Below are 15060 nucleotides of genomic sequence, written 5' to 3'. Positions count from 1 at the left end.
ATAGGCAAATAACGCTTTACCTAAAGTTAACTTGAGGTATTAACCTGACTGCAAATTAATAGCAGATGGAATAGAAATATGGAAGCAACAGAAAAAACGCGTGCCAACGCTTATCTAACAGGGCGCTTCTTTGATGGCGTGTCGTCAGGGCTGTTTATGATGGCGTTACCTTGGGCAATGCTGTCAACTCCCAACATGGGGGCATTCGTCGCGATAGTGGCGTTAGCATGTACGGCAATTTCGTTTTTCCTAACACCGATTTTTTCCACCTTGATTGACCGACATTCGAGAAAGCAGCTACTGGTATTCGTACAGTTTGTCCAAGCAGGGACGGCTGCGTTTGTTGCGGTGTTTTATGGGGCTGGATATGAGTCACATTGGCTACTGGCGGCTGCGCAATTGGTGTTTTGGGCGTCCAGTAATCTAGCGTGGGCAACCAATAATGCGTTTACTCAGGAGAACTTCCATCAGCATGAATATGCGGTCATTTCCGGCAAACAGGAAGTGATTATGCAGGGTACGACGTTAGGCTCTGGTGCATTGGGCGTTGTGTTACTCGAAATGTGGGGAATGCTGGAGTTTTCAGCATTCGCGGCAACAGCATCTGCTATCGCGAGTATTAGCTACATATTGACGCCTTATCGCCGACAATTGCGACAGTCTAGTTCTGAGTCGTTTGTTGGACAAATGAAAGAGAGCCGAGACATTTTTACTCAAAGACCCCATTTTTACGCCTTTTTAATGCTCTCTGCGTTGAGTTACCCCATTCTGACCTTCCTGACTAAGCTTGTGCCGATCTGGTTTGCTGAAACGGGTATCTCTGGCGACTGGTTTGCTGGGTATAACATCGCGTTTGGTATGGGATCGTTAATCACGGGTTTGATGGTTGGCAGACTGTTAGGGCTGGGTTCTCATCAAGGAATCATGATTGGTGCAATGGGGCTGGCTGCGCTCATGCTTGTTGGAATGAGCATGTCACCGACACCGCTAGTATTACTGATATTCACCTTTTTCTTTGGCACGTTTAACGCGTTAAATCGTATTGCTCGGACAAACTGGATGCACCACAGTATCAGTATTCACCAACGTGGCCGAGCGGATGGTGGCTTGCAAATGTTTGCGACCCTAGCACAAAGCATCAGCTACGTAGCGATTGCGTTTTTGAGCCACTTTGGTGTGACTCAACTAGGATTTTTTATCGCGGCTGCCGTCATGATCTTAGCGGTATTGATAATGATGCGTTTGAACAGAGGGGCAGAGTTAGCTCTCAGCGCAGTATAGTGGAGGAGTGGAATGCCTGAAGTTATTGATGTTCGGTGTTTGAAACGACTAAAAACTTAATTTACCTTGAATTTTCGATCTTTCGACCAAACTAAATAAATACTCAGGATGTAGAAAATCAGTATAAGAATAAGGAAGTTCCGATGATCACCTGTCATGTTCGATATGTTATAGACCCGAAAAAAATCGTTGAATTTGAACGCTATGCTCGAATGTGGATACCATTAGTTGAGCAGTTCGGCGGCCAGCACCACGGGTATTTTTTACCGTCTGAAGGCGCTAATAATATCGCATTGGCACTGTTTTCATTTCCGTCGCTGGCGGACTATGAGAAATATCGTCTTGAATCAGTCAATGATGAAGCCTGTCAGGCTGCGTTTAAATACGCCGATCAAACGGATTGCGTATTAAGTTATGAGCGCAGTTTTTTCCGCCCAATTTTAAGTAGCGATGATCAGTAAAAATACATCTCCAACTGGACGTTTGATTTGGTTGCCACTGCTACTGTAATGTCTGTATAGCAATGGCTGCCGGCAGGATTAGTGTTACGTGTTTAAGGAAATTGAATATGGAAGTGACCATTGGTAATGGCAAAGAGTTGATACAACAAGCTCAGGCTATTCGTTATCAGGTCTTCACTCTAGAACAACATATTCCGCGAGAGTTATACCAATCTAAGTAAAAATGTGATCTAATTGAGGCCATCCAACAATAAAACTGATTCTCTATGGATAGCCTCAATAATATCGACTTTAAAAAGCTCGCAAGCCAGCAGAAATCCATCCAGATGAAAATGAGACTGCTGGCCCTCGCTCATTTCAAAGATGGGCAATCACGCACACAAATCGCCAAGTTTCTCAAGGTAAGTCGAACCAGTGTCAATAAGTGGGTTCAAGCTTTTCTTGAAGAAGGGCTGGAAGGGCTACAAGAAAAGCCAAGAACTGGAAGACCGCCATTCTTAACTTCCGAGCAAAAAGAGCAATTGAGCCAATACATAAAAGATAAAGCCAATGATACACAAGGCGGACGACTGACTGGTGCCGACATCCACGCTTATATTGTGAAAGAATTCGGCCAGCACTACCACCCTGATTCTATCTATTACCTGCTCGACCACATGGGCTTTTCATGGATAACTTCCCGCTCAAAACACCCCAAACAATCTCAACAAACACAAGACGATTTTAAAAAAATTCAAAATCGAAACGATCCTTAAGATCCCGGGACATATAGCTTTAGAGTGTGTCGATGTCTGGTTTCAGGACGAAGCCAGATTTGGGCAACAAAACACGACCACACGTTTATGGGCTGAAAAAGGAACTCGCCCAAGAGCCGTGAAGCAACAACAATTTGAGTATGCCTATCTGTTCGGTTCAGTCTGTCCCAGCAAAGGAATTGGTGAGGCTATCGTTGTCCCTTGGGTTAGTAAAGACATCATGATAGAGCACTTAAAACAAATATCGGCAGTCACGGAGAAGGGACGTCACGCCGTCGTTGTTATGGATGGGGCAGGATGGCATACAGAAGACATTACCAATGACTTTAAGAATGTCAGTGTCATCAAACTTCCCCCTATTCTCCAGAGCTAAACCCTATCGAACAAGTATGGAGTTGGTTGAGGCAACGCTATTTAGCCAACCAATCTTTTACTGATTACGACGATATCATCGCCAAAATCTGCGATGCATGGAATCGTTTTTTGGATAGCCCTAAAAGAGTCACCAAAATGTGCTCAAGAAGATGGATAGACCTGACCAGTTAATTTTCCAGATTGGTATTAGATCTGGATGGTTTAGATGAAGATTCACTGCATGCGCTTGTGAGTGAACAGGGAAAACCAATTGCTACTGCGCGTTTAAAACTGAATCAAGATGGCTCATCAGTAATGGCGAGAGTCGCGGTTAGCGAAGAGAGTCGAGGTTTAGGGATTGCCTCTAAACTGGTCTCAGCTTTAATTGAGCATGCCAAAAAAATTGGAGTACGCTCAATCGAGATTCATGCTCACAGCTACCTGAGAAGTTACTACGAAAAATTTGGCTTTAAGTTTATCCAAGAGGTGGAAGTTGTCGGCGAGCATCAACTGATCGAAATGCAGTACGACATCGTAGAGATTTAAAGCGATAAATGCTGTAAATCCATTTATTGTGTTACGTAAGTGGACTTTTTGCTCTAGAACCCCGCCTATACTTACATTCGGGTGCACATAATCTGGGGTTCTAGTATGAGCTTACAACTCGCTTTCTTGCTTACCTTCATCGCTGGCGGGGTATCCGTCTGGCTCTTGATGAGAGTTTCCAAAGAGTCTGAACGCGAAAGAATGGCTGCCATCAATAACAAAATTCGTTCGATTGGCGGAAGTATCGTTAGTATTGATTTGATAAAAAGATCACGTTGTCCTTTTAGTTCTGAATATCAAGATCCTGATTTTGTTTATAAATTCTATAAAATTACCTACGATATCGAGCTGGAAATAAAAGAGTGTTGGGCTGTTTTGGAGATGAAACAACGCCGCTATGGGCCCGGAAGTGCTATTCATTCGAACTGGATATGGCGAGATTTAGCATAACTTGCCGTACTGAACTAAAGAGAAATTATGAGCAAAATCTATTTTGTATGCGGCTTCATTGGGGCAGGCAAGACCACTTATTCCAAACAGCTTGCTGAAGCTCATGGCGCCTTTCGCTTTTCAATTGATGAATGGATGATTCCTCTTTACGGCGAACATATGGAGAGGGAAGTCTTTGATCGTCGTTTAGCAACACTGAAAGAATTATTTAAGAGTTCCGCGATGCAGCTATTTTCGCTTGGTGTACCCGTGATTTTCGATTTCGGTTTTTGGCGTAAAACTGATCGCAGTAGCTTTATCGAGTGGGCATCGAGCCTAGGGGTTGAGAGCGAAATGCACTATTTGGATGTTCCTTTTGAGGTATGTAAACAAAGAGCGACCGCCCGTAACTCGGAGTTGCAAGGTAAGTCTTACGAAATGACGCCGGAGATGTTGGATTTGTTCTGGTCTTGGTTTGAAATTCCGACACCGGATGAAGATGTTGTTTGGGTTCATCGAGAGAATTAACCTCGTTTATCACAGCTGTGATTTGTATCCAGCTTAACCAATCATCAAGTTCTGAATTCCTTTGGTGTTCTAGAACTAGGTTTTTGAGCCTCTACAGATGAACATGACAAAATTGTCATCATCACTGCCCAGTTACTGACAGAAACAGAAGTATAAGATGAGTGTCAGTTAAAAAGACTATGGGCAGGAAAAAGTTATGACGGTTAAAAACAAAAGCAACCCTCGCCATTCTAATCATGGAGGGCATAAAGGGCATGGTTGGATGATGCTGGTATGCGTATTAGTGATGCTGGGTGTCGTTTTCTTGAGTTATTCCGATTCGACGGATGTATTTAGTTTTGCCTTGATGGGTTCAGCATTAATTCCTCTGATTTTGTGTTTGCTTGTGCATGGACTGATGATGAAGTTCATGATGTCAGATTGTTCAAAAGATAAAGGCTCCGATAGTGAGAGTGGGCTTAACAACAGTGAGCAAAATACTATTCAACGAGAGAAATCAGAGCTAAAAACTGACAGTAGCAGGTCGTTTAATGCCTGATTTGTAACAGAAGCACAGATACTCTGATATCAGGCAAAAGGGCATGAATGGCGTTACCATTCATGCCTTAAGGTTTTCTTGAGTAGAGCCTATTGGTCCAAAGATCTTGCGCAAGGCAAGGTTATTTTGAACTCAGTATGCTGGTCTTTCGATGTCACACTGATGGCACCATTATAGGCTTGGACGATCGATTGAGTGATTGATAGTCCTAACCCCGCACCGACACTCCCGACATGCTGGCGAGATTTATCTATTCTGTAAAAACGGTCAAAAAGATACGCGATGTTTTCCTCAGGGATAGTGTCGCCTTGGTTAACTACAGAGATCGTTATCTGCTCGTCGAGTTCTTGCACTTGAACTTGTATGGTCGATCCAACATAGGCGTGTCTAATCGCATTAGAAAGTAAGTTGCCCATTGCTCGCTCAAACATGTTTTTATCCATGTAGAGTCGCCCTTCTCCCGAGTTCACTAGCTTAACCGAGGCGTCGTCAGCCAATATTTCATAGTAGTCAATCAGATGGGAGAGCTCTTTTACCGCATCAAGCACTTCATCATTACGATGAATCAATTTGTTCTCGGCCTTGGCGATGTAAAGCAGGTCGTTGATGGTTTTTGTGATTCGATTTAGCTCTTCCAGAGTGGAAGCAATGGCCTCTTGATATTCTTTTGGCGTGCGACATGCACCAAGAATGACTTGGTTTTGCGTCGTAATATTCGTTAGTGGCGTTTTCAATTCATGAGCAATATCTGAAGAGAGATCACTTAATCGTCTGAACCCCATTTGTAGCCTGTCTAACATCGCATTATGTGTGTTTGCCAGACCTCGCAGTTCACTCGGCAGTGATTCTAGCTTAATACGAATATCCAACTGTTCTGGAGAGACTTGTTGAATATGTTCATTGAGCACCGCGATGGGTTTGAGGCCTCGATGTACAATCAAGCTGCTAAATGCGGATGAAATGAGAAAAGTAAAACCAAGTGACCAAAAAAGAATCCAGTTCAGTTTGTCTAAAAACACAAGATGATGATTAATGCTCAATCCAAGCACGACTAAATAATTGCCCGTATTGAACGCAAATGCACGAAGCGCGAGGGAGTCTTCATCCCATTCGATGGCATTGCTTGGGTTATAGGCTTGTGGTGAATTTGGGATGAGGGGCTGTGTTTTCGGGAGGGTTAAATTAGAATTTTGATAAATGATATTTTCATTTTCAAACACCCACATCAGAAGAGGGCTGTTATTCGATTGTTCGAATAGGGCTTGTGGTGACTGATTAATTTCTCTGTCGATAGCATTGAATTTACTGGAGACATAGCTGAAATCTTGATTATAGAAATGGCGCTCTATAGCGTATTGCAGTACCAATGCGAATGAAAAATAAGTCACTAAAGTTGTGCCGATAAACATCAATACAAGCTTATTTCTCATCGAAAAAGGTTGTGACAGTTTAAGCATTCTCAGCATCTTCCAGTTTGTAGCCCATGCCTCGGACGGTGTGAATAAGTGGTCTGTCAAATGGCTTGTCTACTTTATTCCGCAGACGTTTGATAGCTACATCAATAACATTAGTGTCACTGTCGAAATTCATGTCCCAGACAAGAGAGGCAATGGTTGTGCGTGACAGTACCTGACCTTGTTTACGCATCAACAGTTCGAGCAGCGTAAACTCTTTCGCCGTTAATGACATTGAATGCCCTGAGCGCGTGGCGACTCTCTTCACCATATCGAGTTCTAGATCTGCCACACGGAGCGTTTGGGAGGTGTTGGTCGAGGGAGAGCTTACATGATGGCGGAATACATTTTGGATTCTCGCCAGTAGTTCAGCAAATGCATAAGGCTTTACTACGTAATCATTCGCGCCCAATTCAAAACCACGTACACGGTCTTCAACCTGCTCTTTGGCTGTGAGCATGATAACGGGTGTATAAATTTCACTGTTACGTAGAGTATTAAGAACCTGCCAACCGTCCAGTTTAGGTAGCATGATATCGAGTAGAATTAGGTCGTACTCTTCACTTGTTGCTTGGTAAAGTCCGTCAACACCGTTGTGCACTAAATCCACAATGTATCCCGATTCAATTAACCCTTTTTGCAGGTACTCTCCAGCTTTGCGTTCATCTTCAACTATTAATAATTTCAAGCGTAATCACCTATTTTGTTGGGTGGTACAAGATCGAAAAAAGAGCATGAGCAAATAGCGTCATACTCTTTTCTATTGCGCGACGTTGTTTAGTTATTGCTATCACGCTCTGCGTAATGCACTTTTATGTTCACTCTGCCTACGTATTCGAGCTGACCAGTTTCGTTCATTCGTTCTTGCACTGTGATGTATCCACCTTCTTTTAGATGAGTGTTATTCGAACTAGTATCAAAACGGGAGAGATTCAGCGTTTTATTCAGTTTATTTGCTGGCATTTGTTTAAGAGCGTTGAGTTCTGACAGAGCCTCCTGATAAGCCTGCTCAGTAGAGGTTGCTGGTGCGACAGACACCGTTCTTACCTCTTCACGAGAGATATAGTTCCCTCCGAGGAAAAGTGGTTGGGCGAATGCTGAAGCGCTAGTCATTGTTAATGCTGTAACAAAAAGGGCGGTTTTAATTGCTTTCATGTTGTTTACCTTTACGATTTGTTTTCAATGACTGCATTATTCTATATCGCCTCTGACTATCCCCTTTCAGGAATATGACAATTTTGTCATAAAGATCTATCCCCTCACGAGGCAGTTTTTTTGTCTTAAATGAAGAATGACTTTTCTCCCTGCTGATCAAGGAGAAAAGTCATGTGGAGAGGAGTTAGGGCTCTGAGTGATAACTAGTTCAGAGACACTTCAACATCGGAATGAATCTGGCAGGAGCAGGCGAGTACGAATCCTTCGGCTATTTCTTGTTCCGTTAAGGTTTCGCTACTGGTGCGAGTGAAATCACCATTGGTGACTTTGCATTTGCAAGAGCCACAAATACCGCTGCGACAAGCCGCAATGACAGGCACTTTTGCACTTTCTAACGCATCAATAAGCAGGCTTCCTGTAACGATTTTAGTCTCGGTACCAAACGACGGCACAAATACAGTGGCATGCGCCAATGCCGCAGCTTTACTCTTGGTGTCTTCAACCTCTGGTTGCGTTGATTCAGCAGGCGTAAAGCTTTCTTGATAGAACAACGTCATATCCATGCCCAACGACGCTAAGTTCTCTTTCATCGCTTGCATAAAGCCCACAGGGCCACACAAAAATGCCGTGCGAGAAGCGATATCCGGACAGTAATTGGCAAGCGCCGCTTGGGTTAGACGTCCTTCTAGGTAATCGGTGTTGGTTGCATCCTCCAGCATAATGTCGAGTTTGAAACGAGGATACTGCTGCTCCATTTGTTGTAGTTCAGCGTGATAAATTAACTGCTCTGCACAGGTTGCTGCATGAATGAAATGTATCTCTGTGCAGTCTTGGCTGTCTGCTAACAGTGTTTTCGCCATCGACATAACCGGAGTTATGCCGCAACCCGCACTGAGCAACAAGATCTTATCGGTATGGGGCTGCTCAATGTGAAATTGTCCAGCGGGCGGAAGTACCTGCAATGATTGACCCACTTGTAAATGGTCATTGAGATAATTCGATACTTTACCGCCAGCAACCCTTTTCACGGTAAATTGCATTTCGGTCTTGTTTGACAGTGAGCTGAGAGAATATGCGCGGTACTCAGTGTTACCATCAATCTTTACCCCTAAAGTCACAAATTGCCCTGCAATAAAACTAAAGGTTTTGTCTTGCTCTTCGCTGGTTAAGGTAAAACTGATGCAATCCGGCGTTTCCTGCCATCTGCTTTTACAGATTAAGCGTGCAGCGCCTTGGCTCGGCCATTGAAATTGTTCCATAGTCGTCTCTTCAATAAGCACAGGTGGGCGATACCCACCTGTCATTAAACACATTTACGCAGCGGCTTTTTCGCCAAGGATTTGCGCAAGATCTTGTTCAACAGTCGAGATGGCTCTTAGGTCGAATTTGTCCTGAATAATGGCCATTAAGTTGTCAGTAAGAAATGCGGGTTGAGTTGGGCCGGTGTAAATACCTTTCACACCCAAAGCGAGTAGGGTAAGTAAAACCACAATCGCCTTTTGTTCGAACCAAGATAATACCAGTGTCAGTGGTAGGTCATTGACACCACAGTCAAATTCTTCTGCCAACGCTAATGCTAACTGAATCGCTGAGTAGGAGTCGTTACATTGACCGACATCGAGAAGGCGAGGAATACCGTTAATTTCACCGTGTTGCTCTTTGTTAAAGCGGAACTTACCGCAAGCGAGAGTCAGGATCAGGCTGTCTTCTGGCGTTTGTTTGGTAAATTCGTTGTAGTAGTTGCGCTCTGCTTTGTCGCCATCACAACCGCCTACCAAGAAAAAGTGGCTGATATTGCCCTGTTTAACTTGATCAATCACAGCCGGTGCCGCTTCCATTAAGGCATTACGACCGAAGCCGACAGTGATCATCTGTTCAATTTCATCATGCTGGAATCCCTCCTGAGCTAATGCACATTCGATCACTGTTGAGAAATCATCACCTTCTAAATGAGATACGCCCGGCCAGCCGACAATGCTGCGAGTGAATAGGCGATCGGCGTATTGACCTACTTCTGGATTCAGTAAGCAGTTTGATGTCATCACAATTGCACCCGGGAAGTTAGCAAACTCTTTTTGCTGGTTCTGCCAAGCGCTACCGTAGTTACCCGCTAAATGAGGATACTTGTTCAGTTCTGGGTAACCATGAGCAGGTAACATTTCACCATTGGTGTAGACGTTAATGCCTTTGCCTTCGGTTTGTTGCAGGATTTTTTCTAAGTCATGCAGATCATGTCCAGACACAAGAATGCACTTGCCTTTCTTTGTTTTTACGTTGACTTGCGTTGGTGCAGGGTGACCGAAAGTTTCCGTTTCGCCTTTATCTAATAGGGCCATGATCTTGTAGTTCATTAGGCCAATTTGCATTGAGCAGTTAAGCAGTGCATTGAGATCTTGTGGTTCTGTACCTAACCAAGACATGATTTGATGATATTCAGTGTGGATCTCTACATCACTTTGTCCTAAAACACGGGCGTGTTCTAAGTAGGCAGCTGCGCCTTTTAAGCCGTACAAGCAGAGTAAACGTAAACCCATCACATCAGGATCGACGGTTTCATGACCACGGTTTACTGCGGCTAAAGGTGCAAACTTTAACAGTGCTTCACGATCCGTTGGAAGTTCAAACTGAGCCGCTGGGGAAAGCTCAGGAATTGATTTGTCAGCTAACGTTGCTGCGGCTCTGACTCGCTGTTCTAAACTTTGTTTGTATTGATAAGCTTGGTTTGCGAACTCGACGATGCGCTTTTCATCAAAGTTTACGTTAGTCAGTGTTGCAAAGAAGGCTTTCGGCGCCCATTCGTCGATTTCAGTGTCGATAATTTGATATTCACGGCCAAGTTGAGCCCAGAATGAAACGCCTTGTAGCGTATAAACTAAAATATCTTGTAGATCAGAAACATCACTTGTTTTTCCACACATACCTTGCGAATACGCGCAACCTTTTGCGATAGGGGTTTGAATGGTTTGTTCACATTGAATACAGAACATAGTTGGGGCTCCAGTGATAAGTATTAAAATTGGCCGCTTAACGCGAAGGGGGCGTTAAGCGGCCTTTAAATTTCATCGCTGGTATTGCAGAGAGTATGCCAGTTTTTATCTTATTGATTTTATAAGAATTTTTATTTTGTGAACAAAATTGTTGTTGTTATAAATACATCGCACGTTGTTTTTAATACAACGAATAACATTTATTTGGAAGATTCACAGGCTTGTACGCCCAGTTTTTTACCCATTTTGAACAAGTTACCTCTGTCCATCTGTAAAAATGCAGCCGCCTGAGACCAAACACCGTTGTTCAGTTGTAGTGCATGTTCAATAAGCTGCTTTTGAAACGCTTCTACCGCTTCACGCATGGGTATTGAAGAGTTGGGAAGTTGAGGCGAAGTATTGCTCTTCGTCTTTCCATTTGCTGTTTGTTCAGACAAGTCAAAATCGTTCATAAAATGGAGAGGTTCAATCAGCTCTGATTGCGTTCTCATAGCATGTAAGCCCGCACGCATTAAGGTATGTTCCAGCTCCCTGACGTTACCTAACCAAGACTGTTTTTCTAATAATTGCAGTGCTTTAGGATGAATGTGCAGTGTTTTCAGGTGGAACTGGCGGCGAATGTTATCCAGTATGTATCCGACCAAAACAGGTATATCACCTTCGCGAGTTCGAAGTGGAGGGACATTAATTGGAAAAACATTCAAACGGTGGAAAAGGTCGGAGCGGAAACGTCCTTCAGCTACTTCTTGAGCGAGGTCTCGATTGGTTGCCGCGATGACACGAACATCTACGATGTGGTTTTTATCTGCGCCCACTCGTTGTACTTCACCTTGCTGAATCACTCGCAGCAGCTTAGCTTGCAGTAGCAAAGGCAGTTCACCGATTTCATCAAGGAAAATGGTGCCACCATCGGCCAGTTCAAATTTACCCGCACGTGAACTGTTGGCACCGGTAAACGCGCCTTTTACATGTCCGAATAGTTCACTTTCAGCAATGGATTCGGGTAACGCCGCGCAGTTTACATAAACCATAGGCTTGTCACTGCGTAGGCTCTGCGCGTGAACTTGGTGAGCAACCACTTCCTTGCCCGTACCCGTTTCGCCGCTAATCAAAACCGCGTAATTCGAGTGCGCGACCATCTCTATGTTGGCTCTGAGTCGCTTAATCTGGGGGCTAACGCCAACCAGTTTTCCGCCTTTGCTTCTCGCTTCGTCAATCAGCAATTGATTTACGGAATGTTGCTGACGATTGGCTTTATTCAATGCTTCAAACAGACTGATATTGCGAATGATCCCCGCAGCAAGCGCTGCAAAAGTCTCAATGGTTTTGTCTGGAATACTGTTGAAAGCACCGGGTTTTGCCGCATCCAGCGTTAGCGCACCAACCAAAGTATCGCCCACGTATAAGCTGCACCCCATGCAAGAGTGAACATCAATACTGTGGTGGATATCTTCACTCAGTAAGCCGTCAAAAGGGTCTGGTAGGCTTGAATTCTCCGGGAAACGCACCGGTTTACGGTTGGCTAAGATCATTGCCAAACGCGGATGGACATCAGGCAGAAAGCGGCGTCCGAATACCTCAGATGACAAACCGCTGATGGCAATCGGTACTAAGTGCTTTTCGTTGTCGAGTGTAAATAGAGCGCTGGCATCACAGGGAAGTAGTTGTTGCAGGGCATCAATCAATTTTTGGTAGTGCTGAGTGGAAGGCTCTCCCATATTCAGCTCTACCGCAATGTTCAACAGTACTTGTTCTATGGATGGTTTGATGACATGTGTGTCCATTTGGGCTTCTACGTTAAGACAAAAACGAACTGATGATGTGTTTATTACAACGCAGTTGTCAAGGGCTTAAAATGTAAGTTATTAAAAATCAATAAGTTAAAGTTGGCTTGATTCGTGCAATAACTATTACTTCGTTATTTAGATGTATTGTTAGGAATCGCGCGTTTATGCTCAACATCACCGATAAGAGTGCAGAAGATAAAATCATCCCCGTTCTGCGCTTAGGCTTCAGACCTTTCTTTTTATTTGGCAGTGTATATTCAGTTATCGCGATTGGCATTTGGGTATATGCCTTTCAACACGGTCAGCCCGCTCAGTTAAGAGTTCCCGCTTTGTGGTGGCACGTTCATGAAATGTTTTTTGGCTTTGCCATGGCGATTGTGGCTGGTTTCTTACTAACCGCCGTTCAGAACTGGACAGGTGTGAATGGCACCAAAGACAAATGGTTAGGCGTGCTTGTTACACTATGGATACTGCCGAGAGTGCTGCTTTGGACAGACGTTCCGCTTTGGCTAACCTCTTCTATTGAAGCGCTGTTTCTCGCTTTAGTTGCGTATGAGATTTCGTTTCGAGTGGTGAAAGCCAAAGGCTATCGTAATCTGATCTTCTTGCCATTTTTTGTCTTGGCCATTGTGGCGAACTACGCCAGTTACGCAACCATCAAGGGTATGCCTCCTTTCCCTTCAATTGCGGTCTGGCAGGCGATGCTGTGGTGGTTTGTACTGCTTATTTCAATTATGGGCGGGCGAGTGATTCCGTTTTTCACCGCACGTCGATTTAACTTCGAGAAAGCGAACACTCTGCTTTGGTTGGATGCTGCGGCCAATACGCCGTTGGTTATGCTGTTTGCTTTAAGCTTTTTCCCGTTAACCAGTGAACAAGTTAGCCCAGCTATCATGCTATTCGCAGCGGTGATGCAGTTGGCTCGTTGGCTACGTTGGAAGCCATGGACAACGCTAAAAGAGCCGTTAGTGTGGTCGTTGCATCTGACTTATGCCTGCATCCCTTCAGGGCTGCTTATCAAAGCGTTAGCGGAATTAAATTGGATTCCTAACGGCCTGTTTGTATCCCACAACATGTTACACGTGATCGCTATCGGAGCGATTGGCGGGCTTATCTTATCGATGATCTCGCGTGTGACTATGGGACATACAGGGCGAATGATTTATCAAGGACCAAATATGTGGCTGGCGTTTGCAGCCATCGTGCTTGCTGCTTTTGTGCGAGGTTTTGGTGTCGCTTTCTGGCCGCAGTACATGTTGCTGATGGTGGATATCGCGGCAGCGCTTTGGATCATCGCATTCACTTTATTCATCCTGAAATTTGGCACCATGCTGTTACGCCCACGAGCTGACGGCCACCCAGGATAACCCCATCAACAGACAAACGTTCATAGCCATTAGTCTTGCTCAACTATTCTTATTTCAATACGACTAATGGCTTGATGCGTTTGTTATTCAACGTTGAGCCCTCAAGTTCTATAACTTGCTTATTATTAATAAATAGATAATTAAAAAGAAATTGCATAGGAAATTTCAAATGAAAGAAAGTCAAAAGTCATTAGTGTTAGCCACCGTTCCTGTTTTACGAGAGAGTGGTGTCGCACTGACTACCTATTTTTATCAACGGATGCTCAAACATAATCCTGAGCTGAAAAACGTCTTCAATCAATCGCATCAAAAAACTGGCAATCAGCCTCAAGCGTTAGCTATGGCTGTACTTGCGTATGCTGAAAACATTAATGATCCTTCCGTATTATTGTCGGTTGTTGAGCGTATCGCGCACAAACACACCAGTTTAGGCATTCGAGCTGAGCAGTATGGCATTGTCGGTAAACACCTTTTAGCTTCAATCAAAGAAGTGCTGGGTGATGCTGCAAGCGATGAATTGATCGATGCTTGGGCTGCGGCTTATCAACAGTTGGCCGATCTGTTTATTGATGTGGAATCTAAGCTCTATCAGGCGTCTGTAGAAAAGGCGCAAGGCTGGACAGGTTGGCGTCCGTTCCGTGTTCGCAGCAAAGTAGCAGAAAGTGAAGAAATCACCTCTTTCTATCTTGAGCCGACAGATGGCGGAACACTACCGGTATTCAAACCGGGGCAGTACATCAGCGTTCGCGTGTTCGTCAAAGAAACGGGGCTGTATCAGCCTCGTCAGTACAGTTTGTCTCAAGCTCCCAATGAGGAGACATTGCGAATCTCAATCAAAAAAGAGTCTGCGGCAGACCACAAACCTGCTGGGCTTGTGTCTAACCATATGCACGGTGAAATCCAACAGGGTGATGTGATTGAAGTCTCTGCGCCGTATGGCGAATTTGTACTGAATGAACAGAGCGAGCGTCCAATCGTGCTGCTAAGTGGCGGTGTGGGTATTACGCCTATGATGGCAATGAGCAGCTATCTGAATAAGAAAGATGCTTTAGGTTCAGTGCATTTCATTCACAGTGCTCGCAACCCTCAAGTTCATGCATTTAAGTTGGTCACCGATGAGTTTGCCGAAAAAGGGATGAAGGTGAACTATTTCTATGATCACGGAGCCAATCAGGACAACGGCGCACAACAAGCTCCGTTCGATCTAACTCATGTTTTGCCACAAGACTTTAACCAAGCGGATTACTACCTGTGTGGACCAATGGCGTTCATGTCTCATTACATGACACAGCTTCGTCAACTTGGTGTATCGGAGACGCAAATATATGCAGAAGCGTTTGGTTCTGGTGGCGTAGCCTAATATGAAAATCCCCCAAGCCGCAAAGCTTGGGGGACATTAACTATCGGTATGCAGGGGA

14 protein-coding genes and 1 pseudogene are annotated in these 15060 nt (G+C 44.4%); 9 read left to right on the top strand and 6 right to left on the bottom strand.

All coding sequences use genetic code 11. The annotated features are described in order from the left end of the window. Nucleotides 1-78: 78 nt before the first annotated feature. The 7 genes and pseudogenes from P4S58_RS20515 to P4S58_RS20485 all read left to right on the top strand — a co-directional run bounded on the left by P4S58_RS20515 (nucleotide 79) and on the right by P4S58_RS20485 (nucleotide 4892). The gene (locus P4S58_RS20515; RefSeq protein WP_337165478.1) at nucleotides 79-1281 is read left to right on the top strand and encodes an MFS transporter; all 1203 of its coding nucleotides are present in this window, start codon (nucleotides 79-81) and stop codon (nucleotides 1279-1281) included. 143 nt (nucleotides 1282-1424) lie between these two features. Next, the gene (locus P4S58_RS20510; RefSeq protein WP_337165477.1) at nucleotides 1425-1742 is read left to right on the top strand and encodes an NIPSNAP family protein; all 318 of its coding nucleotides are present in this window, start codon (nucleotides 1425-1427) and stop codon (nucleotides 1740-1742) included. Nucleotides 1743-2008: 266 nt separating this feature from the next. Next, nucleotides 2009-3043 (top strand): annotated as a pseudogene (locus P4S58_RS20505) (IS630 family transposase). A 9-nt stretch (nucleotides 3044-3052) separates the two neighbouring features. Continuing rightward, a complete protein-coding gene (locus P4S58_RS20500; protein ID WP_337165475.1) occupies nucleotides 3053-3397 on the top strand; it encodes a GNAT family N-acetyltransferase in 345 nt (114 codons plus the stop codon). Between the two features lie 105 nt (nucleotides 3398-3502). Further along, a complete protein-coding gene (locus P4S58_RS20495; RefSeq protein WP_102965127.1) occupies nucleotides 3503-3847 on the top strand; it encodes a hypothetical protein in 345 nt (114 codons plus the stop codon). Nucleotides 3848-3874: 27 nt separating this feature from the next. After that, the gene (locus P4S58_RS20490; RefSeq protein WP_102939957.1) at nucleotides 3875-4354 is read left to right on the top strand and encodes an AAA family ATPase; all 480 of its coding nucleotides are present in this window, start codon (nucleotides 3875-3877) and stop codon (nucleotides 4352-4354) included. A 196-nt stretch (nucleotides 4355-4550) separates the two neighbouring features. After that, the gene (locus tag P4S58_RS20485; protein ID WP_337165474.1) at nucleotides 4551-4892 is read left to right on the top strand and encodes a hypothetical protein; all 342 of its coding nucleotides are present in this window, start codon (nucleotides 4551-4553) and stop codon (nucleotides 4890-4892) included. An 89-nt stretch (nucleotides 4893-4981) separates the two neighbouring features. On the opposite strand, the gene P4S58_RS20480 is transcribed toward P4S58_RS20485, so the two are convergent. The 6 genes from P4S58_RS20480 to norR form a co-directional block, all read right to left on the bottom strand. Beyond that, nucleotides 4982-6349, bottom strand: a complete 1368-nt coding sequence (locus P4S58_RS20480) for a heavy metal sensor histidine kinase (protein ID WP_337165472.1) — start codon at nucleotides 6347-6349, stop codon at nucleotides 4982-4984. After that, entirely contained in the window at nucleotides 6342-7034 is a 693-nt protein-coding gene (locus tag P4S58_RS20475; protein ID WP_102965130.1) for a heavy metal response regulator transcription factor, read from the bottom strand. The genes P4S58_RS20480 and P4S58_RS20475 overlap by 8 nt, the downstream gene beginning before the upstream one ends. Nucleotides 7035-7123: 89 nt before the next feature. Further along, on the bottom strand, nucleotides 7124-7501 hold the full coding sequence (locus tag P4S58_RS20470) for a DUF3316 domain-containing protein (protein WP_337165471.1): 378 nt from the start codon (nucleotides 7499-7501) through the stop codon (nucleotides 7124-7126). Nucleotides 7502-7704: 203 nt separating this feature from the next. Further along, the gene (locus P4S58_RS20465) at nucleotides 7705-8760 is read right to left on the bottom strand and encodes a hybrid-cluster NAD(P)-dependent oxidoreductase (protein ID WP_337165470.1); all 1056 of its coding nucleotides are present in this window, start codon (nucleotides 8758-8760) and stop codon (nucleotides 7705-7707) included. A gap of 54 nt (nucleotides 8761-8814) precedes the next feature. Then, nucleotides 8815-10488 (bottom strand): hydroxylamine reductase, encoded by a 1674-nt coding sequence (gene hcp, locus P4S58_RS20460; RefSeq protein ID WP_102939962.1) that lies wholly within the window; start codon nucleotides 10486-10488, stop codon nucleotides 8815-8817. A 200-nt stretch (nucleotides 10489-10688) separates the two neighbouring features. After that, nucleotides 10689-12257, bottom strand: a complete 1569-nt coding sequence (norR, locus tag P4S58_RS20455; RefSeq protein ID WP_337165851.1) for a nitric oxide reductase transcriptional regulator NorR — start codon at nucleotides 12255-12257, stop codon at nucleotides 10689-10691. A 182-nt stretch (nucleotides 12258-12439) separates the two neighbouring features. Here norR and P4S58_RS20450 point away from each other — a divergent pair, with 182 nt between their 5' ends. Both P4S58_RS20450 and hmpA read left to right on the top strand, forming a co-directional pair. Further along, nucleotides 12440-13642 carry an NnrS family protein gene (locus P4S58_RS20450; RefSeq protein WP_337165469.1) on the top strand — a complete coding sequence of 401 codons (1203 nt, stop codon included), beginning with the start codon at nucleotides 12440-12442 and terminating at the stop codon, nucleotides 13640-13642. Between the two features lie 169 nt (nucleotides 13643-13811). Further along, nucleotides 13812-15002 carry an NO-inducible flavohemoprotein gene (gene hmpA, locus P4S58_RS20445; protein ID WP_337165467.1) on the top strand — a complete coding sequence of 397 codons (1191 nt, stop codon included), beginning with the start codon at nucleotides 13812-13814 and terminating at the stop codon, nucleotides 15000-15002. Nucleotides 15003-15060 lie beyond the last annotated feature (58 nt).

Origin of the sequence: Vibrio sp. Hal054 (genome assembly GCF_037162405.1) — a bacterium.
Taxonomy (GTDB): Bacteria; Pseudomonadota; Gammaproteobacteria; order Enterobacterales; family Vibrionaceae; genus Vibrio; species Vibrio diazotrophicus.
Note: the sequence above shows the minus strand (reverse complement) of the source record. Positions and strands in the feature narration are given on the sequence as shown.